Genomic DNA, 25,559 nt, shown 5'->3' on the forward strand with positions numbered 1-25,559 from the left:
GGCGGGCGATTCGAGCGGCAGGCGACCGAGGGCCGGCCGCCGATACCAGAACAGCCCTTGCGGGCTGTCTGGGGTCTTATTCCTCGTCCGGCTTCGACTGCGCCGCGAGCGTATCGGGCAGGTCGCGCAGGATGTTGTCGATGCGTTCGCCGCGGTCCACCGAGTCGTCGTAGTGGAAATGCAGCTCCGGCACGTGCCGCAGCTTCATCGCCCGCGCCAGCGCGGTGCGCAGCTCGCCCGACAGCTCCTTCAGCCCCTTGACCGCCTCGGCCGAACGCTCGGGCATCAGTGCGGTGACGTACACCTTGGCATGGGCCATGTCGCGGGTGACCTCGACATCGGACACGCTGACCGAGGGCAGCCCATGCTCGCGCACGGCACTGTGCACCAGCGTGCCCAGATCGCGGCGGATCTGCGCGGCTACGCGGTCGGTACGGTGGAAGGTCTTGGGCACGTCGGGAACTCTTCTGTAGGGGGAAGCGGTACTGCCTGGAACCGGGGCCGGGACGCCCTGCGGCGCCCCGGCTCCGTATTGCGGTTACAGCGTGCGCTGGACTTCGATGCGCTCGAAGCACTCGATCTGGTCGCCGGCCTTGACGTCGTTGTAGGCCTTCACGCCGATACCGCACTCGGTACCGTTGCGGACCTCGTCGACGTTCTCCTTGAAGCGGCGCAGCGATTCCAGTTCGCCTTCGAACACCACCACGCTGTCGCGCAGCACGCGGATCGGCTTGTTCCGCTTGACCACGCCCTCGACCACCATGCAGCCGGCGACGGCGCCGAACTTGGAGCTGCGGAACACGTCGCGGACCTCGGCGATGCCGATGATTTCCTCGCGGATCTCCACGCCCAGCAGACCCGAAGCCACCTGCTTCACCTGGTCGATCACGTCGTAGATGATCGAGAAGTAGCGCAGGTCGACGCCGTTGGATTCGATGATGCGGCGCGCGGAGGCATCGGCACGCACGTTGAAGCCGATCACGGTGGCCTTGGAAGCGACCGCCGAGTTGGCGTCCGACTCGGTGATGCCGCCCACGCCGGAGTGGATCACGTTGATGCGGATGTCGTCGTTGGACAGCGCCACCAGTGCCTGGCACAGCGCCTGCACCGAGCCCTGGACGTCGGCCTTGACGAGCAGGTTCAGCACCTGCTGGCCTTCGCCCTTGCCCATCTGCGCCATGATGTCTTCCATGCGGCTGCCCGCGGACTGCACCAGGCGCGACTCGCGCCGCTTGGTCTCGCGCTGCTGCGCCACTTCCTTGGCCAGGCGCTCGTCGTCCACCACCACGAAGTCGTCGCCGGCATCGGGCACGCCGGACAGGCCGAGCACCTGCACCGGGATCGACGGGCCGGCGTGGTCGGGCTGCTTGCCGGTTTCGTCGAACAGGGCGCGCACGCGGCCGTACTGGATGCCGCACACCAGGTAGTCGCCCTTCTTCAGGCTGCCCTGCTGCACCAGCACCGTGGCCACCGGGCCGCGGCCCTTGTCCAGCGAGGATTCGATGACCACGCCGCTGGCGCGGCCTTCGGCCACCGCCTTCAGCTCCAGCACTTCGGCCTGGATCGTGATCGCGTCCAGCAGGTCGTCGATGCCCAGGCCGGTCTTGGCCGAGATCTCCACCATCTGGATGTCGCCGCCGAAGTCCTCGGCCACGACCTGCTCGCCGAGCAGTTCGTTCTTGACCCGCATCGGGTCGGCGTCGGACTTGTCGATCTTGTTGATGGCCACGATCAGCGGCACGTTCGCCGAACGCGCGTGCTGGATCGCTTCCTTGGTCTGCGGCATGACGCCGTCGTCGGCGGCCACCACCAGCACCACGATGTCGGTCAGCTTGGCGCCGCGGGCGCGCATCGAGGTGAACGCGGCGTGGCCCGGGGTATCCAGGAAGCTGATCACGCCCTTGGGCGTTTCCACGTGGTAGGCGCCGATGTGCTGAGTGATGCCGCCGGCTTCGCCGGTGGCGACCTTGGTGCGGCGGATGTAGTCCAGCAGCGAGGTCTTGCCGTGGTCGACGTGGCCCATGATGGTGACCACCGGCGGACGCGCGACGGCCTCGCCCTGGTCGCCCTCGGTCAACGCCAGCAGCGCGTCCTCGATGTCGTCGCTGTCGGCGCGGGTCACCTTGTGGCCGAGTTCCTCGGTCACCAGTGCCGCGGTGTCGTGGTCGATGGTCTGGGTGATGGTGGCCATCACGCCCATCTTGAACAACGCCTTGACCACGTCGCCGCCCTTGAGCGCGAGCTTCTGCGCCAGGTCGGCCACGGTGATGGTCTCGCCGATGGCGACCTCGCGCACGACCGGAGCGGTCGGACGCTCGAAACCATGGCTGCCGCTGCCGCTGCGCGACTGTTCGTTGCCGCGGCGGTTGCCCGGACGCGACGACGGACGGCCGCGCGAACCGGTGTTGCTGCGACGCGCACGGTCGGCCGCGGACAGGTGCAACTGGCCGGCGAAGCGGTTGCCGCCGTCGTCGTCGGACGCCATGGCGTGCGAACCGCGCGGCTTGACCGGCTTGGCATGGGCGGGCCGCTCCTCGGCGCGCGGCGCGGCCGGCTTGGCCGCCGCCGGCGCAGCCGGACGCGCGGGCCTGGCCGGCTCTTCCACGGCGGTGGCGGCCACGGCAGCCGCTTCGGCCGCCTTGCGTTCGGCCTCGATGCGCTCGCGCTCGGCTTCTTCTTCCCTGCGCTTGCGTTCGATCTCTTCGGCGCGCTGGCGATCGATCTCGGCCAGCCGGCGCTGTTCTTCCAGATTGCGCTGCCTGGATTCCTCCAGCTTGCGCAGGATCTCCGCACGCTCGTCGTCCACCGGGCCCGATGCGCGCCCTTCCGCCGTATCGGCCGTCTTGACGTAGGTGCGCTTCTGCCGCACCTCGACGTTGACGGTGGTCTTGCTGCGGCCGGCGCTGACGGTCACTTCCTGCAGCTTGCGCCGGTTCAGGGTGATCTTCTTGGGCACGGCCTCGCCCTCGTCGGCACCCTGCTCGCTCTTGCCATGGGTGCGGCGAAGGAAGCCGAGCAGCTTCATCTTCTCGGTACTGGTCACGACCTGGTCGGGACCGCTGAACTTCATGCCGGCCTCGGCCAGCTGTTCCAGCAGTTTCTCGACCGGCGTGTTGACCAGTGCGGCAAGCTTGCGGATGGTGGTTTCCTGCGACATTCGGATCCTATGATCTGGTTGGCGCCCCCTCGACACTTGCGAAGGTTGCGCGGATTCTAAGCCCTGAACGGGTCAGGGCACTGTTCATCGCTGGCTCATTCGCCGCGCTCCAGGCGGGCGATCTCCTCGGCGCGGGCTGCCAGGACCAGCGCCGCGGCGCGTTCCAGGTCCATGTCCTCGATGCCGAATTCCAGGATCTCGTCAGCCGCCAGCTCCGAAAGATCCTCGCTCGTGCGCACGCCATGGCCGGCCAGCGCGTAAGCAGTGGCGTCGTCCATGCCTTCCAGCGAAAGCAGGTCCTCGGCCGGCTGGCCTTCCTCCAGGCCCTCCTCCTCCGCCAGCGCCTCGTTGAGCAGCGCGTCGCGGGCTCGGGCGCGCAGTTCCTCGACGATGTCCTCGTCGAAGCCCTCCACCGCCAGCAGTTCGCCGACCGGCACGTAGGCCACTTCCTCGACGGTGTTGAAGCCCTCGGACACCAGGATGCCGGCGATTTCCTCGTCCACTTCCAGCTTGTCCATGAACAGCTGGCGGGCGACGGCCTGCTCGGCCTCCGACTTCGCGGTGACCTGGTCCTGGGTCATCACGTTGAGCTGCCAGCCGGTCAGGCGGCTGGCCAGGCGCACGTTCTGGCCGCCCTTGCCGATCGCCTGGGCCAGGCGGTCCTCGGCCACGGCCAGGTCCATCGAGTGCTTCTCTTCGTCGACGATGATCGACTGCACTTCGGCCGGCGCCATCGCATTGATGACGAAGTTGGCCGGGTTCTCGTTCCACAGCACGATGTCCACGCGCTCGCCGTTGAGCTCGTTGGACACGGCCTGCACGCGCGAACCGCGCATGCCGATGCAGGCGCCGATGGGATCGGTACGGGCGTCGTGCGCCAGCACCGCGATCTTGGCGCGGTCGCCCGGGTCGCGGGCGCAGGCCTTGATCTCGACCAGGCCCTGGCCGACTTCCGGCACTTCCAGCTTGAACAGCTCGATCATGAATTCCGGTGCGGCGCGGCTGATGAACAGCTGCGGGCCGCGCGGCTCCGAGCGCACTTCGGCCAGGTAGCCGCGCACGCGGTCGCCGGTGCGCAGCACGTCGCGCGGAATGCCCTTGTCCTTGGGGATGAAGGCTTCGGCGTTGCCGCCCAGGTCGACGTAGATGTTGCCGCGCTCGGCGCGCTTGACCACGCCGGTGACCAGCTCGCCGACGCGATCCTTCCACGCATCGACCACCTGCTGGCGCTCGGCCTCGCGCACGCGCTGCACGATCACCTGCTTGGCGGCCTGCGCGGCGATGCGGCCGAAGTCCGGGTTCTCGATCGGCTCTTCGATGTAATCGCCCACTTCCACGCCGTCGGCTTCGTCGATGGCGTCCATCAGGCGGATCTGGCGGTCGGGCGACTCCATCACCACGTCGTCGGCCACGACTTCCCAGCGACGGAAGGTTTCGTAGCTGCCGTCCTTGTGGTCGATGGCGACGCGCGCCAGCACGTCCTGGTCGGGATAGCGCTTCTTCGCCGCCGAGGCCAGCGCGGCCTCGATCGCCTCGAAGATCACTTCCCGCGGTACGCCTTTTTCGTTGGCGACCGCATCCACTACCAGCAAAAGTTCCTTGCTCATTGGCTCACTCCGCGCGCGGCTTGTCGGCCGCCGGCTCGTTGGATGGTTTCTTTTTCGCCTTGCCACCCTGCTTGGGGGCCGGGCCAGTGGGTTTGGTCGGCGCCAGGCCGAGGGCGGCCCAGTCCGGAATGATGCGCGCCTTGTCGATGTTGTCGAACGCGGCGACCAGCGGGCGGCCATCGACGGCGAACGTCACCGTGCCCTGCTGTTCGTCGACGGCGACGATCTCGCCCTGCAGGCGGCGACGGCCGTCCTGCGGCAGCTTCAGGCCGACCTTGGCCGACTCGCCGAGATGGCGCTGGAACTGCTCCAGCGTGAACAACGGACGATCGACGCCGGGCGAGGACACCTCCAGGGTGTAATTGCCGCTGATCGGGTCCTCGACGTCCAGCTGCGCGGAGACCTCGCGGCTCACGCGCTCGCAATCGTCGATGTTGACGATGCGCTCGGGCTGCTCGGCCAGCGGCACGTCGATATACAGGCGCAGGGTCGCGCCACCGGGTGCCGGCAGGTACTCCGCACCCAGCAGATCGAGCCCCAGCGCCTGCACGGTGGGGCCCAGCAGATTCGCGATTTCGGTTGCCTTGTCGCTCACAGCCTGCCTTGGTTCTATGAATGGGGACTGGCACTACCCAGCCGGGTTTTCCGTCTTCCGGAAACAGCAAAGGGCCCAGCTGGGCCCTTTGTCCGGTATGAATCCGGTGACTGGATTCCGGTTGCAAGAACGGGAACATGTCGTTCTTGCGAGCCCAGCTTTCCGAATCTCCGCAGGACTTCCGGGGAAGTCCTGCGCGACTCGAAGCTGGTAGCGGGGGCAGGATTTGAACCTGCGACCTTCGGGTTATGAGCCCGACGAGCTGCCAGACTGCTCCACCCCGCAGCAGAAGCGGAATTATGAAGGTTCGATGCGGATATTGCAAGCTTCGAAACTTCTTTTTTGCGACCCGCCGGGGCGGGAAACAAAGGAAGGCGATGTTGCCGCCTCCCTGCCGAACCGGCCCTGGGGACCGGGTTCGATGCGGCGCCGCCTTTCGGAAACCGCCGCATTCAGTAATGCAGGGCGCGCATGTTACACGATGCGCGCGGGTTTGTGTCGAAAATCAGGACAAATGCGTGAACGCGTCCTTGCACCACTGCAGGATCGGGTTCATGCCCAGCGGCAGCACCAGCAATGCCAGCGCGTTGACGCCCAGCACGATGCCCAGCACGCGGTCGCGGCCGACCGGCATCGGCTCGCCCACCGGCTCGTCGAAGTACATCACCTTGATCACGCGCAGGTAGTAGAAGCAGCCGATCACCGCGCAGATCACGCCGAGGATCGCCAGCCACAGCAGGCCGCCGTCGACCGCCGCGCCCAGCACCATCAACTTGGTCCAGAAGCCGAGGAACGGCGGGATGCCGGCCAGCGACGCCATGATGCACAGGACCAGCCCGGCCATCCACGGATTGCGCGCGTTCAGGCCCTTGAAGTCGTCGATGTTCTCGGCCTCGAAGCCGCGGCGCGACAGCGCGATGATCGCGCCGAACGCGGCGGTGGACATGATCGCGTACGACACCGCGTAGAACAGCGCCGCGGTGTAGCCGCGCTCGCCGCCACCGGCGATGCCCAGCAGCAGGAAGCCGATGTGCGAGACCGTCGAATAGGCCAGCATGCGCTTGAGGTTGCTCTGCGCGATCGCCATCAGGTTGCCGATCACCAGCGACAGCGCCGCCAGCCCGCCGATCACGCCCTGCCACTGCTCCGACAGCGGGCCCACGCCCACTTCCAGCAGCCGGTAGGCCATGCCGAAGGCGGCCAGCTTGGGCGCCGAGCTGATGAACAGCGCGATCGGGGCCGGGGCGCCCTGGTACACGTCAGGCAGCCACATGTGGAACGGCGCCGCACCGAGCTTGAAGGCCACGCCGGCGATCATGAACACCACGCCGGTCAACAGCAGCAGGGTCTCGTCGGAATGGGTGATCGCTTCGTGGATCGCCGGCAGGCTGAGCGTGCCGGTGGCGCCGTAGATCAGCGACATGCCGTACAGCAGCAGGCCCGATGCCAGCGAACCGAGCACGATGTACTTCATGCCGGCTTCGGTCGCCAGGCCGTTCTCGCGGTTGCTGGCCACCAGCGCGTAGGAGCACAGCGCCAGCAGTTCCAGGCCCAGGTAGACCATCAGCAGGCTGCCGGCCGAGACCAGGATCATCATGCCGGCGGTGGCGAACAGCAGCAGCACCGCGATCTCGCCCTGGTACAGGTCGCGCTCGCGCAGGTAGTTCCAACCGTAGATCAGGGTCAGGCCACTGACCAGCACCACCACGGTCTTCATCACGTCGGCGGCGTTGTCGCGCACGAACATGCCGTGGAACACCTCGCCCTGCCCGCCGACGCCGGCGACCAGCATGGCGAACACGACCGCCAGGATCGCGACCGACAGGATGTGGGTCCAGACCTTGTGGCGCTGGCTGATGAACAGATCGAGGATCAGCAGCGCGAAGGTGCTCCCGATCAGCACCAGTTCTGGCAGCAGCGGCGGGAGGTCGGCGGCGGTCAACGGCACAAGCGTCGGCGTGGTCATCATCAAATCCTGGAATCAATACTCTCGACGGCCCGATTACAGCAGCTTGCTGGATGCGATCTGCATCGCCAGCTTCGCGATCGACGGCTCCATCAGGTCGGTCAACGGCTTCGGGTACAGACCCACGGCCAATACACCCACGGCGAACACGCCAAGCACCAGCCACTCGCGGCCGTTGATGTCCTTCAGCCCGGCGACATGGGCATTGGCCACCTCGCCGAAGAACACGCGCTTGTACAGCCACAGCGTATAGCCGGCGCCGATGATCAGCGTGGTCGCGGCGCCGAAGGCCACCAGCGGGTGCCACTGGAAGCTGGCCAGCACCACCATGAACTCGCCGACGAAACCGCTGGTGCCCGGCAGGCCCGCGTTGGCCATGAAGAACAGCATGGCGAAGGTGGCGAACCACGGCATCGTGTTGACCACGCCGCCGTAGTCGGAGATCCGCCGGCTGTGCACGCGGTCGTACAGCACGCCGACGCAGGAGAACATCGCGCCGGAGACGAAGCCGTGCGAGATCATCTGCACCATGGCGCCCTGCAGGCCCAGGCGCGCGGCGTCCGGATTGCCGGCCTCGCGCACCAGCCACAGCGCGATGAAGGTGCCCAGGGTGACGAAGCCCATGTGCGCGATCGACGAATAGGCGATCAGCTTCTTCATGTCGTCCTGCACCAGCGCCACCAGGCCGACGTAGATCACCGCCACCAGCGACAGCGCGATCACCAGCCACGCCCATTCCTGGCTGGCGTCGGGGACGATCGGCAGGTTGAAGCGCAGGAAACCATAGCCGCCGATCTTCAGCGCGATCGCCGCCAGGATCACCGAACCGGCGGTCGGCGCCTCGACGTGCGCGTCCGGCAGCCAGGTGTGGACCGGGAACATCGGCACCTTGACCGCGAACGCGATCAGGAAGGCGAAGAAGATCCAGGTCTGTTCCTTGGCGCTGAGCTGCAGCGCGTACAGGTCGGCCAGCTGGAAGCTGCCGCCCTTCAGGTACAGGTAGATCAGCGCCACCAGCATCAGCACCGAGCCGAGGAAGGTGTACAGGAAGAACTTCAGGGCCGCGTAGATGCGGCGCGGGCCGCCCCAGACGCCGATGATCAGGAACATCGGGATCAGCATGGCCTCGAAGAACACGTAGAACAGCATCGCGTCGGTGGCGGCGAAGATGCCGACGGTGACGCCTTCCAGGATCAGGAACGAGGCCACGTACTGGTTCACGCGCTTGTCGATCACGCCCCAGGCGCCGATCAGCGCCAACACCCCGACCAGCGTGGTCAGCAGCACCAGCGCGATGGCGATGCCGTCCACGCCCAGGTTGTAGCCGATGTCGAACGCCGGGATCCACGGCCGCTGCTCGACGAACTGCAGCGCGTCGTTGCCGGGGTCGTAGCCGCTGAGCAGCGACAGGCTGAACAGGAACGTCAGCAATGCCACGCCCAGCGACGCCCAGCGGGCGATCCGTGCGTCGCGCACGGCAAGGATCAGGGCACCGCCGATGATCGGCAGCCAGATGAGGACACTGAGTAGGGGCCAGTTCGACACGTCTTCTTATTCCGTACAGGTCAGCGCCAGAAATGCATCAGCACGCCCAGCAGGGCGATCAGGCCGATGATCATCACGAAGGCGTAGTGATAGAGGAAACCGGATTGGGTACGGCGCAGCAGGCTGGCCGCCAGATCGACCACGCGGGCCGAACCGTTGACCACCAGGCCGTCAACCACATGCGTATCGATGGCGCGCGACACCTTGCCCAGCTGCAACGAACCGCCGGCGAAGCCGTTGATCCACAGCTTGTCGAAGCCGTACTTGTTCTCCAGCACCGACACCAGCGGCGCCAGTGCCTTGCGCGCACGCCCGGCCAGCTCCGGCTTCCAGATGTAGCACAGCAGCGCCAGCAGCAGGCCGGCCACGGTCAGCCAGAACGCCGGCATCATCATGCCGTGCAGCGCGTACTTGACCGGGCCATGCCAGAACTCCTGGCCGACCGCGGCCACGGTATCGCGCGCCGGGTCGTAGAAGTCGACGATGCCGGTGAAGAACGAGCTCGCCTGCCCCGGGATCGCGGCCGCGGCATGCGCGCCGGACCAGCCGGTGCCGAACAGCATCGGACCGATGGTGAAGAAGCCGATCGCGATCGACGGGATCGCCAGCAGGATCAGCGGCAGCGTCACCACCCACGGGGTCTCGTGCGGCTCGTGGGCGCCGTGATGGCCATGGCCGTGGTCGTCGTGGTGCGCGTCGGCGGCGTGGTGGCCGTCATGGCCGTGGCCATGGTCGTCGTGCGCGTCGCGGAAGCGTTCCTTGCCGTGGAAGGTCATGAACAGCAGGCGGAAGCTGTAGAAGCTGGTGACGATCACGCCGCCCAGCACCGCCCAGTAGCCGTAGGTCGCGATCCAGCTCGACGACTCGTGCGCGTGGTGCGCGGCCGCCTCGATGATCGTGTCCTTGGAATAGAAGCCGGAGAAGAACGGGGTGCCGACCAGCGCCAGCGTACCGATCCACATGGTGACGAAGGTGATCGGCATGTACTTGCGCAGGCCGCCCATCTTGCGCATGTCCTGCTCGTGGTGCATGGCGATGATCACCGAGCCGGCGCCCAGGAACAGCAGCGCCTTGAAGAAGGCATGGGTCATCAGGTGGAACACCGCGGCCGAGTAGGCCGACACGCCCAGCGCCACGGTCATGTAGCCCAGCTGCGACAGCGTCGAATAGGCGACCACGCGCTTGATGTCGTTCTGCACGATGCCGATCAGGCCGGTGAAGAACGCGGTGGTGGCGCCGATGAACAGCACGAAATCCAGCGCGGTCTGCGACAGCTCGAACAGCGGCGACATGCGCGCCACCATGAAGATGCCGGCGGTCACCATGGTCGCGGCGTGGATCAGCGCCGAGATCGGGGTCGGGCCTTCCATCGAGTCCGGCAGCCACACGTGCAGCGGCACCTGCGCCGACTTGCCCATCGCGCCGATGAACAGGCAGATGCAGATCAGCGTGGCCACGTTCCATTCCTGGCCGGCGAACAGCTGCACGACGGCGTGGCCGGTGATGTCGCTGCCCAGCATCGCGGTGGCGTTGGCGAACACCGTGGCGTAGTCCAGGGTGCCGAACGCCCACAGCACGCCGGCGATGCCCAGCAGGAAGCCGAAGTCGCCGACGCGGTTGACCAGGAACGCCTTCATGTTGGCGAAGATCGCGGTCGGGCGCTTGAACCAGAAGCCGATCAGCAGGTACGACACCAGGCCCACCGCTTCCCAGCCGAAGAACAGCTGCAGGAAGTTGTTGCTCATCACCAGGGTGAGCATCGAGAAGGTGAACAGCGAGATGTAGCTGAAGAAGCGCTGGTAGCCCGGATCGTCGGCCATGTAGCCGATGGTGTAGACGTGCACCAGCAGCGACACGAAGGTCACCACCACCATCATCATCGCGGTCAGGTTGTCGACCATGAAGCCGACGTGGGCCGAGTACTGGCCGACCTCGAAGAAGGTGTAGACGTTCTGGTTGAACGGGCTGGCGCCCTGCCCGACCAGCTGGTACAGCACGTAGCACGACAGCGCACAGCTGATGGCCACGCCCAGGATGGTGACGGCCTGGGCGCCCTTGCGCCCCACCTGGCGACCGAACAGGCCGGCGATGATGCTGCCGAACAGCGGTGCCAGCACCACTGCGATCAACAGACTCTTGGAGAGAGTGATTTCCATCTGCGGATCAGCCCTTCAGCGAATCGACTTCGCCGACATTGATGGTGCGGCGGGTACGGAACAGGGTCACCAGGATCGCCAGGCCGATCGCGGCCTCGGCCGCGGCCACGGTCATGATGAAGAACACGAACAGCTGCCCGGCGGGGTCGCCCAGCTCGCGCGAGAAGCCGATGAAGTTGATGTTCACCGACAGCAGCATCAGCTCGATCGACATCAACAGCACGATGATGTTCTTGCGGTTGAGGAAGATGCCGGCGACGCTGATGCAGAACAGCACCGCGCCCAGCGCCAGCATGTGGCCCAGAGTGATCATGGCTTGGTCTCCTCCGCGTCTTGCGATTGCGTGGGTTTCGAGGCGCTGTGCACCACCGGCGTTTCCGCCGCCATCTTGACCATGCGCAGGCGGCTGCCCGCCTTGACCCGGGTCTGCTCGGACGGGTTCTGCGTCTTCAGGCCGGTACGGCGGCGCAGGGTCAGCATCACCGCGGCGATCACCGCCACGGTCAGGATCACCGCGGCGAACTCGAACGGCAGCAGGTACTCGGTGAACAGGCTGCGCGCCAGCCAGGTGGTGTTGGAGGTGTCGGCCGCCAGCGCGGCGGCGTTGTCGGCCGGGAACGGGTTGACCGCCCTGCCCTTCACCCCGATCAGGATCAGCATCTGCACCAGCATGGCCACCGCCACCACCAGCCCGATCGGCAGGTAGCGCACCCAGCCCTCGCGCAGGTTGGTCGGGTCGATGTCCAGCATCATCACCACGAACAGGAACAGCACCATCACCGCGCCGACGTACACCAGCACCAGCGCCACGGCCAGGAACTCGGCGCCGACCAGCAGCCACACGCAGGCCACGGAGAAGAAGGTCAGGATCAGGCACAGCACGGCGTACACCGGGTTGCGCACGCTGATCACCGCAGCGGCGGAAACGCCGGCCACGATCGAGAAGAACCAGAAAGCGATATTTACCCAATCCATCTCGCGACCTCAGCGGAAAGCGGCGTCGGCGGCGCGGCGTTCGGCGATCTCGGCTTCCAGCCGGTCTCCGATCGCCAGCAGCTGCGGCTTGGTGACGATGTTCTCGCCACGATTCTCGAAGTGGTACTCGAGAATGTGGGTCTCGACGATCGAGTCCACCGGGCAGCTTTCCTCGCAGAAGCCGCAGTAGATGCACTTGAACAGGTCGATGTCGTAACGGGTGGTGCGGCGGGTGCCGTCCTCGCGCCTGGTCGAGTCGATGGTGATCGCCAGCGCCGGGCACACCGCCTCGCACAGCTTGCAGGCGATGCAGCGCTCCTCGCCGTTGGGATACCGGCGCAGCGCATGCAGGCCGCGGAAGCGCGGCGACTGCGGGAACTTCTCCATCGGGTACAGCACGGTGTACTTCGGCTTGAAGGCGTACTTCAGCGTCAGCCACAGGCCGCCGAGCAGTTCGAGCAGCAGCAGGCTCTTGAAGTAATGGATAACCCTGTTCATCACTCAGACGCCCTTTTGGATCACACCGAAAAACACCATCAACGCCGTTACCGCGATCCACACGATGGTGAGCGGGATGAACACCTTCCAGCCCAGGCGCATGATCTGGTCGTAACGGAAGCGCGGGAAGCTGGCACGGAACCAGATGTACGCGCTGGCGAAGAACACCACCTTCAGCAGCAGCCACGGCCAGCCGCCGTTCCAGATCCAGTCGATCCACGGCGAGATGTCCGCCGTGACCCAGCCCTGGATCGGGCTCAGCCAGCCGCCGAGGAAGAAGATCGAGATCAGGAAGCTGATCAGGATCATGTTGGCGTATTCGGCCAGGAAGAACAGCGCGAACGCACCGCCGGAGTATTCGACCATGTGGCCGGCGACGATTTCCGACTCGCCCTCCACCACGTCGAACGGCGCGCGGTTGGTCTCGGCCACGCCGGACACCCAGTACACGACGAACAACGGCAGCAGCGGGATCAGGAACCAGTCGAAGAAGCCGGAGTTGCCGGCCTGCGCGGCCACGATCTCGCTCAGGTTGAGGCTGCCGGCGGCGATCATCACGCCGACCAGGGCGAAGCCCATCGCGATCTCGTAGCTGACCACCTGCGCGGCCGAACGCATCGCGCCGAGGAAGGCGTACTTCGAGTTCGAGGCCCAGCCGGCCAGGATCACGCCGTACACGCCCAGCGAGGTCATCGCCAGCAGGTACAGCAGGCCGGCGTTGGCGTTGGACAGCACCAACTTGGCATCGAACGGCACCACCGCCCAGGCGGCGAACGCCGGCGCCAGCACGATCAGCGGCGCCAGCACGTACATCGACTTGTGCGCGCTGCTGGGACGGATGATCTCCTTGAACAGCAGCTTGAAGACGTCGGCGAAGGCCTGGAAGATGCCCATGCCGACGTACATCGGCCCGTGGCGCACGTGCATCCAGCCGATCAGCTTGCGCTCCCAGACCACGTAGAAGGCCACGGCGATGATCACCGGCATGGCGATCGTCAGGATCTTCAGCACGATCCACAGTACCGCGCCGATGTCGCCCAGCCCCAGCAGCCACTGGTGCAGCGGGTCGATCGCGTTCAACAGCATCTCGTTCATGCAGCCACCACCGTTACCCGACCGGCGCCCAGCGGTGCGGTCGCACCGTGGCCCGTTTCGATCCAGACCGAACCTGCCGCGACCCGTGCGTCCACCACCACCGGCAGCGTCGCCTTGCCGGCCTCGGTGCCGACCTTGGCCATCTGGCCTTCGCTCAGCTGCAGGCGGGCGGCGTCATCGCTGTTGAGCACGATGCGCGGCGCGTTGTTGAGCGGGTGCGCCTGCAGCGCGGCGGCGCGGCGGACCACTGCATCGGTGCGGTAGATCGCCGGCGTGGCCGCCACTTCCAGGCCCTCGCCCGCCACCGGCGTGGCCGCCGAGGTGGCGACCTCGACGCTGACCGGGGCCAGGCTGGCGCGCAGGCCGGCCAGGTCGGTGAACTCGAAACCAGACAGCTGCAGTTCGCCGCCGAGCGCACGCAGCGCACGCCAGCCTTCGCGTGCCTCGCCCGGCAGCTTGCCGCCGGCGCGGGCCTGCTGTTCGCGACCGTCGAGGTTGGTCAGGGTGGCGTCGACTTCCGGCAGCGCGCCGATCGGCAGGATCACGTCGGCGACGTCGCGGGTCGAAGCGCAGGCGTACTGGCTGAACGCCACCACCTGGGCACCGGCCAGCGCCTTGCGGGCGGCAGCGGTGTCGGCGAAATCCAGGCCCGGCTCGATGCCGTACAGGACATAGGCCTTGCGCGGCTGGGCCAGCATCGCGGCGACGTCCTTGCCGGCCGGCAGTACGCCGGCACGGGCCAGGCCCACGGCATTGGCGCCCTGCGGGATGCGGCACAGGCGGGCGCCGGTGGCCGTGGCGAACTCGCGCGCGGCGGCGCGGATCGCGGCAGCCTGCGGATGGTTCTCGGCGACCGCGCCGACCAGCAGCACGGCATTGCCGCCCGCGGCCTTGACCGCATCGCGCAGCTCGGCATTGCCCAGCGCCTCGACGAACTTCGACGGCGCCACGATCTGCTTGCCGGCCAGCGCGAACGCGAAGTCGAAATCGACCGGGTTGATCGCATGGATCTTGGCGCCGTGCTTGGTCTGCGCCTTGCGCAGGCGGGCGTGCAGCAGCGGCAGCTCATGACGGATGTTGCTGCCGAGCACGACGATCGCGTCGGCGCGCTCGATCTCCGCCAGCGGCATCGCGAACGGCTCGGCCACGGCGGCGTCGGAGAAGTCGCGGTTGTCGATGCGGTGGTCGATGTTGCTCGAACCCAGGCCGGCGGCCAGACGTGCCAGCAATGCGCCCTCCTCGTTCGAGGTGGCCGGATGCACCAGCACGCCGAGGTCGTCGCCGCGATTGCCGGCAAGTACCTCGCGGGCAACGGCCAGGCCTTCGGCCCAGCTCACTTCCTTCCATTCACCGTCGACCTTCTTCAACGGCTTGACCGCACGGTCTTCGCTGTACAGGCCCTGGTGCGAATAGCGGTCGCGATCGGACAGCCAGCATTCGTTCACCGCCTCGTTGTCGCGCGGCACCGCGCGCAGCACTTCGCCGCGGCGCACGTGCACGAACAGGTTGGAACCCATCGCATCGTGGTAGCCCAGCGACTCGCGCGCGGTCAGTTCCCACGGGCGGGCGCGGAACTGGAACACCTTGTTGGTCAGCGCGCCGACCGGGCACACGTCGATGACGTTGCCGGACAGCTCGGTGGTCAGCGGCTTGCCGTCGTAGGTGCCGATCTGCAGGTTCTCGCCGCGGTACATGCCGCCCAGCTCGTAGGTACCGGCCACTTCCGCGGTGAAGCGGACGCAGCGGGTGCACTGGATGCAGCGGGTCATCTCGGTGGCGACCAGCGGACCGATGTCCTCGTCCGGCACCACGCGCTTGCGCTCGTTGAAGCGGCTGACCGAGCGGCCGTAGCCCAGCGACACGTCCTGCAGCTCGCACTCGCCGCCCTGGTCGCAGATCGGGCAGTCCAGCGGGTGGTTGATCAGCAGGAACTCCATCACCGAACGCTGGTACTTCAGCGCCTTCTCGCTGCGGGTGGCGACCTTCATGCCGTCCATCACCGGAGTGGCGCAGGCCGGCGCCGGCTTGGGCGACTTCTCGACGTCGACCAGGCACATGCGGCAGTTGGCCGCGATCGGCAGCTTCTCGTGGTAGCAGAAGCGCGGGATCGGGATGCCGGCCTTGTCGGCGGCCTGGATGATCATCGACCCCTTGGGCACCACCAGCGACTGGCCGTCGATCTCGACGGTCACGTGGTCCGGTGGCACGTTGGGATTTACCGGTTGCGCGCTCATGCGGCAGCAGCCTCCACCTTCTTGCCGTCAACCATCGAATGACCGTTGACGATGTAGTACTCGAACTCGTCCCAGAACTGGCGCAGGAAGCCCTGGATGGGCCATGCCGCCGCCTCGCCGAAGGCGCAGATGGTGTGGCCCTCGATCTGGCCGGCCACGGTGCGCAGCTGGTGCAGGTCTTCCATCGTGGCCTTGCCGGCGACGATGCGTTCCAGCACGCGGTGCATCCAGCCGGTGCCCTCGCGGCACGGGGTGCACTGGCCGCAGGATTCCTTGTGGAAGAACTGCGAGATGCGGCAGGCGAACTTGACGCAGCAGACGCTGTCGTCCAGCACCACGATCGCGCCCGAACCCAGGCCGGTGCCCAGTGCGCGCAGGGTGTCGTAGTCCATCTGCAGGCCCTTGAGTTCCTCGGCCTTCAGCACCGGCATCGATACGCCGCCCGGGATCGCGCCCTTGAGGGTGCGGCCCGGACGCAGGCCGCCGGCCATCTCCAGCAGCTCGTCGAAGGTGGTGCCCAGCGGCACCTCGAAGTTGCCGCCCTTCTGCACGCAGCCGGAGACCGAGAAGATCTTCGGGCCGCCGTTCTTGGTCCGGCTCAGGCCCAGGAACCATTCCGGGCCGTTGCGGATGATCGCCGGCACCGAGGCGTAGGTCTCGGTGTTGTTGATCGTGCTCGGCTTGCCGTACAGGCCGAAATTGGCCGGGAACGGCGGCTTGTAGCGCGGCTGGCCCTTCTTGCCTTCCAGCGATTCCATCAGCGCGGTTTCTTCGCCGCAGATGTAGGCGCCGGCGCCCAGCGCGCCGTAGATGTCGATGTCCACGCCGCTGCCCAGCACGTTCTTGCCCAGCCAGCCGTGCTTGTAGGCATCGGCCAGGGCCTGCTCGAAGTGCTCGAACGGCTCGTGGTGGAACTCGCCGCGCAGGTAGTTGTAGCCCACGGTCGAGCCGGTGGCGTAGCAGGCGATGGCCATGCCCTCCACCACCGAGTGCGGGTTGTAGCGCAGGATGTCGCGGTCCTTGCAGGTGCCCGGCTCGGACTCGTCCGAGTTGCACAGGATGTACTTCTGCATGTCGCCCTTGGGCATGAAGGACCACTTCAGGCCGGTCGGGAAGCCCGCGCCGCCACGGCCGCGCAGGTTCGACTGCTTGACCATCTCGATGACCTGCTCCGGCGGGATCTTCTCTTCGAGGATCTTGCGCAGGGCGGCGTAGCCACCGGTCTTGAGGTAGCTCTCGTACGACCACGGGGTGTCGTAGTGCAGCGTGGTGTAGACCACCTGGTGCGGCAGCGGGGCGGGACCGACCGGACCGGCGGGAGCGTGATGATGTGCCATGGCTTACTCCAACCCGTCCAGCAGCTCGTCGACCTTCTCGACGGTCAGGCGCTCGTGGTAATGGCCGTTGATGACCATCATCGGCGCACCGGCGCAACCGGCCAGGCACTCTTCCTCGCGCTTGAGGTAGACGCGGCCGTCGGCGGTGGACTGGCCCAGCTTGCAGCCGAGCTTCTTCTCGGCGTGCGCGACCAGATCCTCGGCACCGTTCAGCCAACAGCTGATGTTGGTGCAGAAGGCGACGTTGTTGCGGCCGACCTTCTCGGTCTCGAACATCGAGTAGAAGCTGGCGACCTCGTAGGCCCACACCGGCGGCAGGTCCAGGTACCGGGCGACGGCGGCGATCAACTCGTCGCTCAGCCAGCCCTGGTTCTGTTCCTGTGCGGCGTGCAGGCCCTGCAGCACCGCCGAGCGCTTGCGATCCGGCGGGAACTTGGCCAGCCAGTGATCGATGTGCGCGCGGGTCTTGTCGCTCAGCACCACCATCGGGTCGACGTCGCGCGCCGCCTCGAAATTACCTGTCGCCTTCATCGGCCGACCTCAGCAAATACCAAATCGTGATTGAGCAGTACCCGCGCCGCCGGCATCGCGTGCCGGGTCGCAGGCGCCTTCCCGTCGCCCGGGCTCACCGGTCGACCTCGCCGAACACCAGGTCGTAGGTGCCGATCATCGCCACCACGTCGGCGAGCATGTGCCCGCGCACGACCGAATCGATCGAAGACAGATGGGCGAAGCCCGGCGCGCGCAGGTGCACCCGAAACGGCTTGTTGGCGCCGTCGGACATCAGGTAGCAACCGAACTCGCCCTTCGGCGCCTCGACCGCGGCGTAGGTTTCGCCGGCGGGGACGCAGTAGCCTTCGCTGAACAGCTTGAAGTGGTGGATCAGCGCTTCCATGTCGTCCTTCATGTCCTCGCGACGCGGCGGAGCGACCTTGAAGTTCTTGACCATGACCGGGCCGGGGTTGGCCTTGAGCCACTGCACGCACTGCTTGATGATGCGGTTGGACTCGCGCATCTCGGCCACGCGGACCAGGTAGCGGTCGTAGCAGTCGCCGTTGGTGCCGACCGGGATGTCGAAATCGACCGCGTCGTACTTGGCGTACGGCTGCTTCTTGCGCAGGTCCCACTCGATGCCCGAACCGCGCAGCATGGCGCCGGTCATGCCCCAGGCCAGCGCATGCTCGGGCGACACCACGCCGATGCCGACGGTGCGCTGCTTCCAGATGCGGTTGTCGGTGAGCAGGGTCTCGTATTCGTCGACGCGGGTCGGGAACTCGTTGGTGAAGTTCTCCAGGAAGTCCAGCATCGAGCCTTCGCGGGCGGCGTTCAGGCGCTTGAGCGCCTTGCCCTTGTGCCAGCGCGATTCCTTGTACTTGGGCATGTGGTCGGGCAGGTCGCGGTAGACGCCGCCCGGACGGTAGTAGGCCGCATGCATGCGCGCGCCGCTGACCGCCTCGTAGCAGTCCATCAGCTCCTCGCGCTCGCGGAAGGCGTACAGCATCACCGCCATCGCGCCCAGGTCGAGCGCATTGGAGCCCAGCCACATCAGGTGATTCAGGATGCGGGTGATCTCGTCGAACATGGTGCGCACGTACTGCGCGCGCTCGGGCGCCTCGATCCCCATCAGGGTCTCGATCGCGCGCACGTAGGCGTGCTCGTTGCACATCATCGACACGTAGTCCAGCCGGTCCATGTAGCCGATCGACTGGTTGAACGGTTTGGACTCGGCCAGCTTCTCGGTGCCACGGTGCAGCAGGCCCACGTGCGGGTCGGCACGCACGATGGTCTCGCCGTCCATTTCCAGGATCAGGCGCAGCACGCCGTGCGCGGCCGGATGCTGCGGGCCGAAGTTCATCGTGTAGTTGCGGATCTCCTGCCGGCTCTCGGCGGGATTGCTCGCAAAGGCCTGGCTGGCCGGCTGGAACTCGCTCACTTCACTGCCTCCGTCTGCGCGCTTTCGCCGGCCGCGGTCTGGAAGCGGGCGTCGTCGCGGATGACGCGCGGCACGCCGACTCGCGGTTCGACCGAGGTCACCGGCTCGTAGATCACGCGCTTCTTTTCCTCGTCGTAGCGCACTTCGACGTTGCCGATCAGCGGGAAGTCCTTGCGGAACGGATGGCCGACGAAACCGTAGTCGGTCAGGATCCGGCGCAGGTCCGGATGGCCTTCGAAGATCACGCCGAACAGGTCGAACGCCTCGCGCTCGAACCAGTTCACGCCCGGCCAGATGTCGGTCAGCGAGGCCACCACCGGCAGCTCCTCGCTCGGGGCGTAGCAACGCACGCGCATCGTCAGGTTGTGCTGGTAGGAACGCAGCTGCACGACCACCGCGAAGCGCTGCTGCGGCACCGGCTGCGGCTGGGTTCCCTCGGGGGTTTCGCGGCTGGGGAACTCGCCCCAGGCGAAGCGGCCGACCGCCTTGCCTTCGACGCCGCGGCTGAAGCCCTGCGACGAGGCATCGTCGGTGTCCCACTCGTCGCTGCCGTAGCCCAGGTAGTCCAGGCCGCACAGGTCGACCAGCTGTTCGAAGCCGAGCTCGTCGCGCAGCGCCAGGCAGGTGGCATGCCAATCGGCAGCAGGCACTTCCAGCGTCACTTCGCCGCGCGGTTCGACCACGAAGACCTGCGCGCCGGCGAAACGCGCGTTGAGTCGATCGATGAAGGAGGATGCTTGCTGTGCCATGGGGGCTTGGCGTGCTCTATGAAAGGAAGGGAATCAGCGCGCGATGGTCTGGGTGCGCCAGATCTTCTTCTGCAACTGCAGGATGCCGTAGACCAGCGCCTCGGCGGTCGGCGGGCAGCCCGGGACGTACACGTCCACCGGCACCACGCGGTCGCAGCCGCGCACCACCGAGTACGAGTAGTGGTAGTAGCCGCCGCCATTGGCACAGCTGCCCATCGAGATGACCCACTTCGGGTCCGGCATCTGGTCGTAGACCTTGCGCAGCGCCGGGGCCATCTTGTTGACCAGGGTGCCGGCCACGATCATCACGTCGGACTGGCGCGGCGACGGGCGGAACACCACGCCGTAGCGGTCCAGGTCCAGGCGCGAGGCGCCGGCGTGCATCATCTCCACCGCACAGCAGGCCAGGCCGAAGGTCATCGGCCACATCGAGCCGGTGCGGGCCCAGTTCAGCAGCGCGTCGACGCTGGTGGTGACGTAGCCCTTCTCCAGCAGCGGGTTGTCGCCTTCCGGGCGCAGGATGTCGTCGACCCGCCCTTCCGGGATGGGGTTGTTCATCAGCCCATCGAGAGTCTGAATCACTCCCATTCCAGCGCTCCCTTCTTCCACACGTAGATAAAGCCGAGGAACAGCATGCCCACGAACAGGCCCATGGTGACCAGCGAACGGGCGCCGATTTCCATGAACACCTGGGTCCAGGGCACGATGAAGATGATTTCCAGGTCGAAGACGATGAACTGGATGGCGATGAGGTAATAGCGCACGTCGAACTTCATGCGCGCGTCCTCGAAGGCCTCGAAGCCGCACTCGTACGGAGAGAGCTTCTGCGCATCGGGGCTACGGGGGCCGAGGAAGCGGCCGACCAGCATCAGCGCCACGCCGATACCGGTGGCAACGATCAGGAACAGCAGAGACGGCAAATATTCGGCCAGCACAGCGATTCTCTCTTGCCTCTGCCTACGTGCCTGCTGGCATTTCGGCATGGGGGATTGACGGGTGCAACCTCGCGGCGCTGGTGCGCCCCACGAAACCCGCAAACAAACATATGGTGCCCAAGAGGGGACTCGAACCCCTACGACTCTCGTCGCTACCACCTCAAGGTAGTGCGTCTACCAATTCCGCCACCTGGGCCTACGTGCGCACCGGCGTGCCAGTGCGCTGCGTATTGTAACCGTCTTCAGTCTTTCTGCGAGCCTTCCGCCGGCTTTTCTTCACCCTCCGCGGCGGTTTCCGCCGGAGTCGGCACAGCGGCCTGCGGCACGGCCTCGGCGGCCGGTGCCTGCGGCACCTGCAGCTCGCCCGCCGGCACGGCCGGGGCCGATTCCACCGGCTGCGACATCAGCCCCAGCCCCTGCTCGACGGCCGTGCGCGAGCCGTGGCTGGCGTACCAGGCCATGAACAGGCTGATGCCGAAGAACACCACGGCCAGCCACTTGGTGGACTTGGACAGGAAGTTGGAGGCCCCGCGCGAACCGAAGACCGTGCCCGAGGCACCAGCGCCAAACCCGGAGCCCGCCGCCGCACCGGCGCCGCGCTGCATCAGGATCAGGGCGATCATCGAGACCGCCACCAGCACATAGACCACATTGAGGATCAACATCAGCATTTCGAATCCGTCCCCGGACAATACTTCTCGTTAGCGACCGGCCGCCGCCTGCGCGATGGCCAGGAAATCGGCGGCCACCAGCGAGGCGCCGCCCACCAGCCCTCCATCGACATCCGGCTGCGAGAACAGTTCCGCGGCGTTGTCGGGCTTGACGCTGCCGCCGTACAGGATCGGCAGCGAATCCGCGATTCTAGCATCGCGTGCGGCCACTTCGCCACGAATGAAGGCGTGCACGGCCTGCGCCTGGGCCGGGCTGGCGGTGCGGCCGGTGCCGATCGCCCAGACCGGCTCGTAGGCCACCACCGCCCGGGCGAAGCCCTCGGCCCCGGCCAGGTCCAGCACCGGCGCCAGCTGCGCGGCGATCACCTGCTCGGTCTGGCCGGCCTCGCGCTGCTCCAGGGTCTCGCCGACGCACAGGATCGGCACCAGCCCGGCGTGCAGCGCGGCGGCGAACTTGCGCGCCACCAGCTCGCTGCTCTCGTGGTGGTACTGGCGGCGCTCGGAATGCCCCACCAGGCCATAGCCGGCGCCCACGTCGACCAGCATCGTCGCCGAGACCTCGCCGGTATAGGCGCCCTTCTCGTTGCTGCTGACGTCCTGGGAGCCGAAAGCCAGCGCCTGGCCCTCGAAATCCTCGACCAGATCGCCCAGGTACGGCAGCGGCGGCAGGACCACCACTTCCACGCCCGGCAGCGGCAGCCCGGCGGCGACCTGCCCGACCAGTTCGGTGGCGAATTGACGGCTGCCGTGCAGCTTCCAGTTACCGGCCACGATCTTGCGGCGCATAGAACCCATTCCTGTCCGTTCGGGCGCGCAAGGATAGCCGATCCGCCCTGCGCCCTTCTCCCCCGGCGGACATAATCGGCGGCCATGGCCGCCCGCGCGCCATCCGCCATCGAACAGGAGTCCTGCGCATGTCCACACCCGTTCCCGGCCCTGCCCCCGCCCCGAGACCGGGATATGCGCTGGTCACCGGCGCCTCCAGCGGCATCGGCGCCGAGATCGCCCGCCAGTACGCCCGCCGCGGCGTGCCGCTGATCCTGACCGCGCGCCGCGAGGACCGGCTCGAGCAGCTGGCCGCCGAGCTGCGCCCGCTGGTCCCGGTGGAGGTGGTCGCGGCCGACCTGGCCGATCCCGGCGCACCGCTGGCGCTGTACGAGGAAGTGCAGCGGCGCGGGCTGGCGGTGCGCATCCTGGTCAACAACGCCGGCTACGGCGTGCCCGGGCGCTACCTGGCCAACGACTGGCAGACCCATGCCGATTTCCTGCAGGTGATGGTCGGTGCGGTCAGCGAGCTGACCTGGCGCTTCCTGCCGGCGATCCGCCGGCACGGCGACGGCCGCATCCTCAACGTGTCCTCGGTGGCCGGGCTGGTCCCTGGCGCCGACGGCCAGACGCTGTACGCGCCGGTCAAGGCCTACATGGTCCGGTTCAGCGAATCGCTGGCGCTGGAGAACGCCGGCCAGGGCGTCCACGTGACCGCGCTGTGCCCCGGCTTCACCTGGTCCGAGTTCCACGACGTCACCGGCACCCGGCAGATGATGTCGAAGCTGCCCGGGTGGCTGTGGCTGCGGGCCGACGCGGTGGCCCGCGCCGGGATCGATGCCGCCGAGCGCGGGCAGGTGCTGGCGGTGCCGGGACTGGCCTACAAGCTGGCGTGCGTGGCGGCGCGGCTGCTGCCCAGCCGCCTGCTGCTGGCCCTGATGGGGCGCAATTCGCGGAAGATCCGCCGGGCCGGTTGAGCGCGCCCGTCGCGGGCGATGCGGGTCATGCGATCGCCGGGACGTGCGTGCGGATGCGCCGGGGTTCCCGGTCCGGCCTGGTCGCGACCTGCGTCGCTCCTGCAAGAGGGAGCGGCGTCATGGCGTGTCCAGCTTCTTCAGCAGCGGCACGATCAGGTCCATCGGCAGCGGGAACACGATGGTGGAGTTGTTCTCGCCGGCCACCTCGATCAGGGTCTGCAGGTAGCGCAGCTGCAACGCCTGCGGCTGCCGGGCCAGGATCGCCGCGGCCTCGCCCAGCTTCTCGGCGGCCTGCATCTCGCCCATCGCATGGATCACCTTGGCCCGCCGCGAGCGTTCGGCCTCGGCCTGCTGGGCGATGGCGCGGATCATGCTCTCGTCCAGGTCCACGTGCTTGATCTCGACGTTGCTGACCTTCACTCCCCACGGGTCGGTCTGCTCGTCGAGGATGGCCTGGATGTCGTGGTTGAGCTTGTCGCGTTCGGTCAGCATCTCGTCCAGCTCGTGCTGGCCCAGCACCGAGCGCAGCGTGGTCTGCGCCACCTGGCTGATCGCCTCGTAGTAGTGCTCCACCTGCAGCACCGCCTTGTCCGGCTCGACCACGCGGAAGTAGACCACCGCGTTGACCTTGACCGAGACGTTGTCGCGCGAGATCACGTCCTGCGGCGGCACGTCCATCACCACCGTGCGCAGGTCCACCCGGATCATGCTCTGCACCCCGGGAATGACGACGATCAGCCCCGGCCCCTTGGTGCCGGTGTAGCGGCCGAGGGTGAGGATGACCCCGCGCTGGTATTCCTTCAGCACCTTGATCGTCATCAGCAGCAGGGCCAGCAGCAGGATGACGAGGGTTGCGGTGAATCCGAACATGACTGTCTCCTTCGTGCGCTCGCGCGGGCCGCGCAGGCAGGCACGACCGGGATGGAGGCGGTTCCCTCGCCGTGGTCGCGTCCCTGCCGTGGTCGGCGCCGGCGACGCGCCTCAGGTCTTCTCCACCCGCAGCGTCAGCCCCTCCATGGCCAGCACCCGCACGGTGTCGCCCCGGACCAGCGGCTGCTCGGCGCGGATGCGCCAGTGTTCGCCCTTCAGCCGCGCCCAGCCCTGGCCGTCGGCGAACTCGCTGACCACCAGCTGCGCGCGCAACAAGGCCGCCTCGCCGGTGACCACCCGGCTGCGCCGCGAACGCATCAGCAGCCAGACCGTGGCCGACATGCCCAGCACCGCGGCGGTGGCCACGCCGGCGACGACGCCGCGATGGGTCTGGTAGCCGGGCACGTCGATGTCCAGCAACAGGATCGAGCCGATGATGAAGGCGGTGATGCCGCCGAAGCCGAGCACGCCGAAGCTGGGCAGCATCGACTCGGCGACGATCAGTGCGATGCCCAGCAGGATCAGCGCCACGCCGACGTAGTTGATCGGCAGCAGCTGGAACGCGAACAGCCCCAGCAGCAGGCAGATCGCGCCGGTCACGCCCGGCAGCACCGCGCCCGGGTTGTAGCCTTCCAGCAGCAGTCCGTAGATGCCGGCCAGCAGCAGGAAATAGGCCACCCCGGGATTGGTCAGCACCGCCAGGAAACGCATCCGCCAATCCGGGGCATAGGGCTGCAGCGGCAGGCCGGTGGTGGCCAGGGTGGATTCGCCATCGGCCAGTTGCACCGTGCGGCCGTCGACCTGTCGCAGCAGGTCGGCGCCATCGCGGCTGAGCAGGTCCACCACGTTCAGTTCCAGCGCCTCGCGCGCGGAGGCGCCGATGCCTTCGCGCACCGCGCGCTCGGCCCAGTCGGCATTGCGCCCGCGGCGCTCGGCCAGGCCGCGGATATAGGCCACCGCATCGCCCAGGTGCTTGTTCTGCATGGCATCGCCGCGCCCGCGCGACGGCTGCGCAGCGCCGTCGTCCTGCCGGTCCCAGTCGCCGGCGGCGTCGCGCGGCTCCTGGTCGTCGCCGCCGAACGGCCGCCCGCCCAGCGGTACCGGCGTGGCCGCGCCCAGGTGCGTGGCCGGGGCCATCGCCGCCACGTGGCAGGCATAAAGGATGTAGGTGCCGGCGCTGGCCGCGCGCGCGCCGTCCGGCGCCACGTAGCCGATCACCGGCAGCGGCGAATTGAGGATGGTGCGGACGATGTCGCGGGTGGCGCCATCCAGCCCACCCGGCGTGTCGATGCGCAGCACGATGGCACTGGCGCCATTGGCCACCGCCCGGCGGCTGGCCTTCTCGAAATACCCGGCGGTGGCCGGCCCGATCGCGCCATCGATCTCGATCAGCGCCACGTGCGGGGCCGCAGCCTCCCGTTCCTGGGCGCCGGCCGCAGCCAGGAGCATCCCGCACAGCAGCACTGGCAACCAATACCGCGACATGGCCGGAGT

Annotated in this window: 23 protein-coding genes and 2 tRNA genes; 1 reads left to right on the forward strand and 24 read right to left on the reverse strand. The window is 67.4% G+C overall.

The window, feature by feature from the left end:
- Positions 1-76 precede the first annotated feature (76 nt).
- The 22 genes from rbfA to tpiA form a co-directional block, all read right to left on the reverse strand.
- Positions 77-454: a 30S ribosome-binding factor RbfA gene (gene rbfA / locus OK345_RS00055; protein WP_265125076.1), complete on the reverse strand. Its 378-nt coding sequence runs from the start codon at positions 452-454 to the stop codon at positions 77-79.
- Between the two features lie 84 nt (positions 455-538).
- Positions 539-3,157 (reverse strand): translation initiation factor IF-2, encoded by a 2,619-nt coding sequence (infB, locus tag OK345_RS00060; RefSeq protein ID WP_265125078.1) that lies wholly within the window; start codon positions 3,155-3,157, stop codon positions 539-541.
- A gap of 95 nt (positions 3,158-3,252) precedes the next feature.
- Positions 3,253-4,764, reverse strand: coding sequence for a transcription termination factor NusA (nusA, locus tag OK345_RS00065; RefSeq protein WP_265125080.1), 1,512 nt, complete (start codon positions 4,762-4,764; stop codon positions 3,253-3,255).
- Between the two features lie 4 nt (positions 4,765-4,768).
- Entirely contained in the window at positions 4,769-5,359 is a 591-nt protein-coding gene (rimP, locus tag OK345_RS00070; RefSeq protein WP_265125082.1) for a ribosome maturation factor RimP, read from the reverse strand.
- A 208-nt stretch (positions 5,360-5,567) separates the two neighbouring features.
- A tRNA-Met gene (locus OK345_RS00075) sits at positions 5,568-5,644 on the reverse strand.
- A gap of 220 nt (positions 5,645-5,864) precedes the next feature.
- Entirely contained in the window at positions 5,865-7,325 is a 1,461-nt protein-coding gene (nuoN, locus tag OK345_RS00080; RefSeq protein WP_265125084.1) for an NADH-quinone oxidoreductase subunit NuoN, read from the reverse strand.
- A gap of 36 nt (positions 7,326-7,361) precedes the next feature.
- Complete coding sequence (locus tag OK345_RS00085; protein WP_265125086.1) at positions 7,362-8,870, reverse strand: NADH-quinone oxidoreductase subunit M; 1,509 nt, start codon at positions 8,868-8,870, stop codon at positions 7,362-7,364.
- A gap of 20 nt (positions 8,871-8,890) precedes the next feature.
- Positions 8,891-11,026 carry an NADH-quinone oxidoreductase subunit L gene (gene nuoL / locus OK345_RS00090; protein ID WP_265125088.1) on the reverse strand — a complete coding sequence of 712 codons (2,136 nt, stop codon included), beginning with the start codon at positions 11,024-11,026 and terminating at the stop codon, positions 8,891-8,893.
- A 7-nt stretch (positions 11,027-11,033) separates the two neighbouring features.
- Positions 11,034-11,339 carry an NADH-quinone oxidoreductase subunit NuoK gene (gene nuoK, locus OK345_RS00095; RefSeq protein ID WP_265125090.1) on the reverse strand — a complete coding sequence of 102 codons (306 nt, stop codon included), beginning with the start codon at positions 11,337-11,339 and terminating at the stop codon, positions 11,034-11,036.
- Entirely contained in the window at positions 11,336-12,001 is a 666-nt protein-coding gene (locus OK345_RS00100; RefSeq protein WP_265125092.1) for an NADH-quinone oxidoreductase subunit J, read from the reverse strand. Before OK345_RS00100 ends, nuoK begins: the two co-directional genes overlap by 4 nt.
- Before the next feature lie 9 nt (positions 12,002-12,010).
- Positions 12,011-12,499 (reverse strand): NADH-quinone oxidoreductase subunit NuoI, encoded by a 489-nt coding sequence (gene nuoI / locus OK345_RS00105; protein ID WP_265125093.1) that lies wholly within the window; start codon positions 12,497-12,499, stop codon positions 12,011-12,013.
- A 3-nt stretch (positions 12,500-12,502) separates the two neighbouring features.
- Positions 12,503-13,594: an NADH-quinone oxidoreductase subunit NuoH gene (gene nuoH, locus OK345_RS00110; RefSeq protein ID WP_265125095.1), complete on the reverse strand. Its 1,092-nt coding sequence runs from the start codon at positions 13,592-13,594 to the stop codon at positions 12,503-12,505.
- Positions 13,591-15,828: an NADH-quinone oxidoreductase subunit NuoG gene (nuoG, locus tag OK345_RS00115; RefSeq protein WP_265125097.1), complete on the reverse strand. Its 2,238-nt coding sequence runs from the start codon at positions 15,826-15,828 to the stop codon at positions 13,591-13,593. Before nuoG ends, nuoH begins: the two co-directional genes overlap by 4 nt.
- A complete protein-coding gene (gene nuoF, locus OK345_RS00120; protein WP_265125099.1) occupies positions 15,825-17,165 on the reverse strand; it encodes an NADH-quinone oxidoreductase subunit NuoF in 1,341 nt (446 codons plus the stop codon). The genes nuoG and nuoF overlap by 4 nt, the downstream gene beginning before the upstream one ends.
- Positions 17,166-17,168: 3 nt before the next feature.
- On the reverse strand, positions 17,169-17,696 hold the full coding sequence (gene nuoE / locus OK345_RS00125) for an NADH-quinone oxidoreductase subunit NuoE (protein WP_265125101.1): 528 nt from the start codon (positions 17,694-17,696) through the stop codon (positions 17,169-17,171).
- Between the two features lie 94 nt (positions 17,697-17,790).
- Entirely contained in the window at positions 17,791-19,098 is a 1,308-nt protein-coding gene (locus OK345_RS00130; protein WP_265125103.1) for an NADH-quinone oxidoreductase subunit D, read from the reverse strand.
- On the reverse strand, positions 19,095-19,847 hold the full coding sequence (locus OK345_RS00135; protein WP_265125105.1) for an NADH-quinone oxidoreductase subunit C: 753 nt from the start codon (positions 19,845-19,847) through the stop codon (positions 19,095-19,097). Before OK345_RS00135 ends, OK345_RS00130 begins: the two co-directional genes overlap by 4 nt.
- A 33-nt stretch (positions 19,848-19,880) precedes the next feature.
- Positions 19,881-20,435 (reverse strand): NuoB/complex I 20 kDa subunit family protein, encoded by a 555-nt coding sequence (locus tag OK345_RS00140; RefSeq protein ID WP_265125107.1) that lies wholly within the window; start codon positions 20,433-20,435, stop codon positions 19,881-19,883.
- The gene (locus tag OK345_RS00145) at positions 20,426-20,782 is read right to left on the reverse strand and encodes an NADH-quinone oxidoreductase subunit A (protein ID WP_265125109.1); all 357 of its coding nucleotides are present in this window, start codon (positions 20,780-20,782) and stop codon (positions 20,426-20,428) included. Before OK345_RS00145 ends, OK345_RS00140 begins: the two co-directional genes overlap by 10 nt.
- Positions 20,783-20,893: 111 nt before the next feature.
- Positions 20,894-20,978, reverse strand: a tRNA-Leu gene (locus OK345_RS00150).
- Positions 20,979-21,024: 46 nt separating this feature from the next.
- Positions 21,025-21,453 carry a preprotein translocase subunit SecG gene (gene secG, locus OK345_RS00155; RefSeq protein WP_265125111.1) on the reverse strand — a complete coding sequence of 143 codons (429 nt, stop codon included), beginning with the start codon at positions 21,451-21,453 and terminating at the stop codon, positions 21,025-21,027.
- 30 nt (positions 21,454-21,483) lie between these two features.
- Complete coding sequence (tpiA, locus tag OK345_RS00160) at positions 21,484-22,239, reverse strand: triose-phosphate isomerase (RefSeq protein WP_265125113.1); 756 nt, start codon at positions 22,237-22,239, stop codon at positions 21,484-21,486.
- 128 nt (positions 22,240-22,367) lie between these two features.
- Between tpiA and OK345_RS00165 the strand changes: the two genes are divergently transcribed.
- On the forward strand, positions 22,368-23,195 hold the full coding sequence (locus tag OK345_RS00165; protein ID WP_265125115.1) for an SDR family NAD(P)-dependent oxidoreductase: 828 nt from the start codon (positions 22,368-22,370) through the stop codon (positions 23,193-23,195).
- Positions 23,196-23,312: 117 nt separating this feature from the next.
- Here OK345_RS00165 and OK345_RS00170 read toward each other — a convergent pair whose 3' ends face one another.
- Positions 23,313-24,065, reverse strand: coding sequence for a slipin family protein (locus OK345_RS00170; protein WP_265125116.1), 753 nt, complete (start codon positions 24,063-24,065; stop codon positions 23,313-23,315).
- Positions 24,066-24,176: 111 nt separating this feature from the next.
- Positions 24,177-25,514 carry an NfeD family protein gene (locus OK345_RS00175; protein ID WP_265125118.1) on the reverse strand — a complete coding sequence of 446 codons (1,338 nt, stop codon included), beginning with the start codon at positions 25,512-25,514 and terminating at the stop codon, positions 24,177-24,179.
- Between the last annotated feature and the right edge of the window lie 45 nt (positions 25,515-25,559).

Origin of the sequence: Xanthomonas chitinilytica (genome assembly GCF_026107455.2) — a bacterium.
Classification (GTDB): Bacteria; Pseudomonadota; Gammaproteobacteria; order Xanthomonadales; family Xanthomonadaceae; genus Stenotrophomonas; species Stenotrophomonas chitinilytica.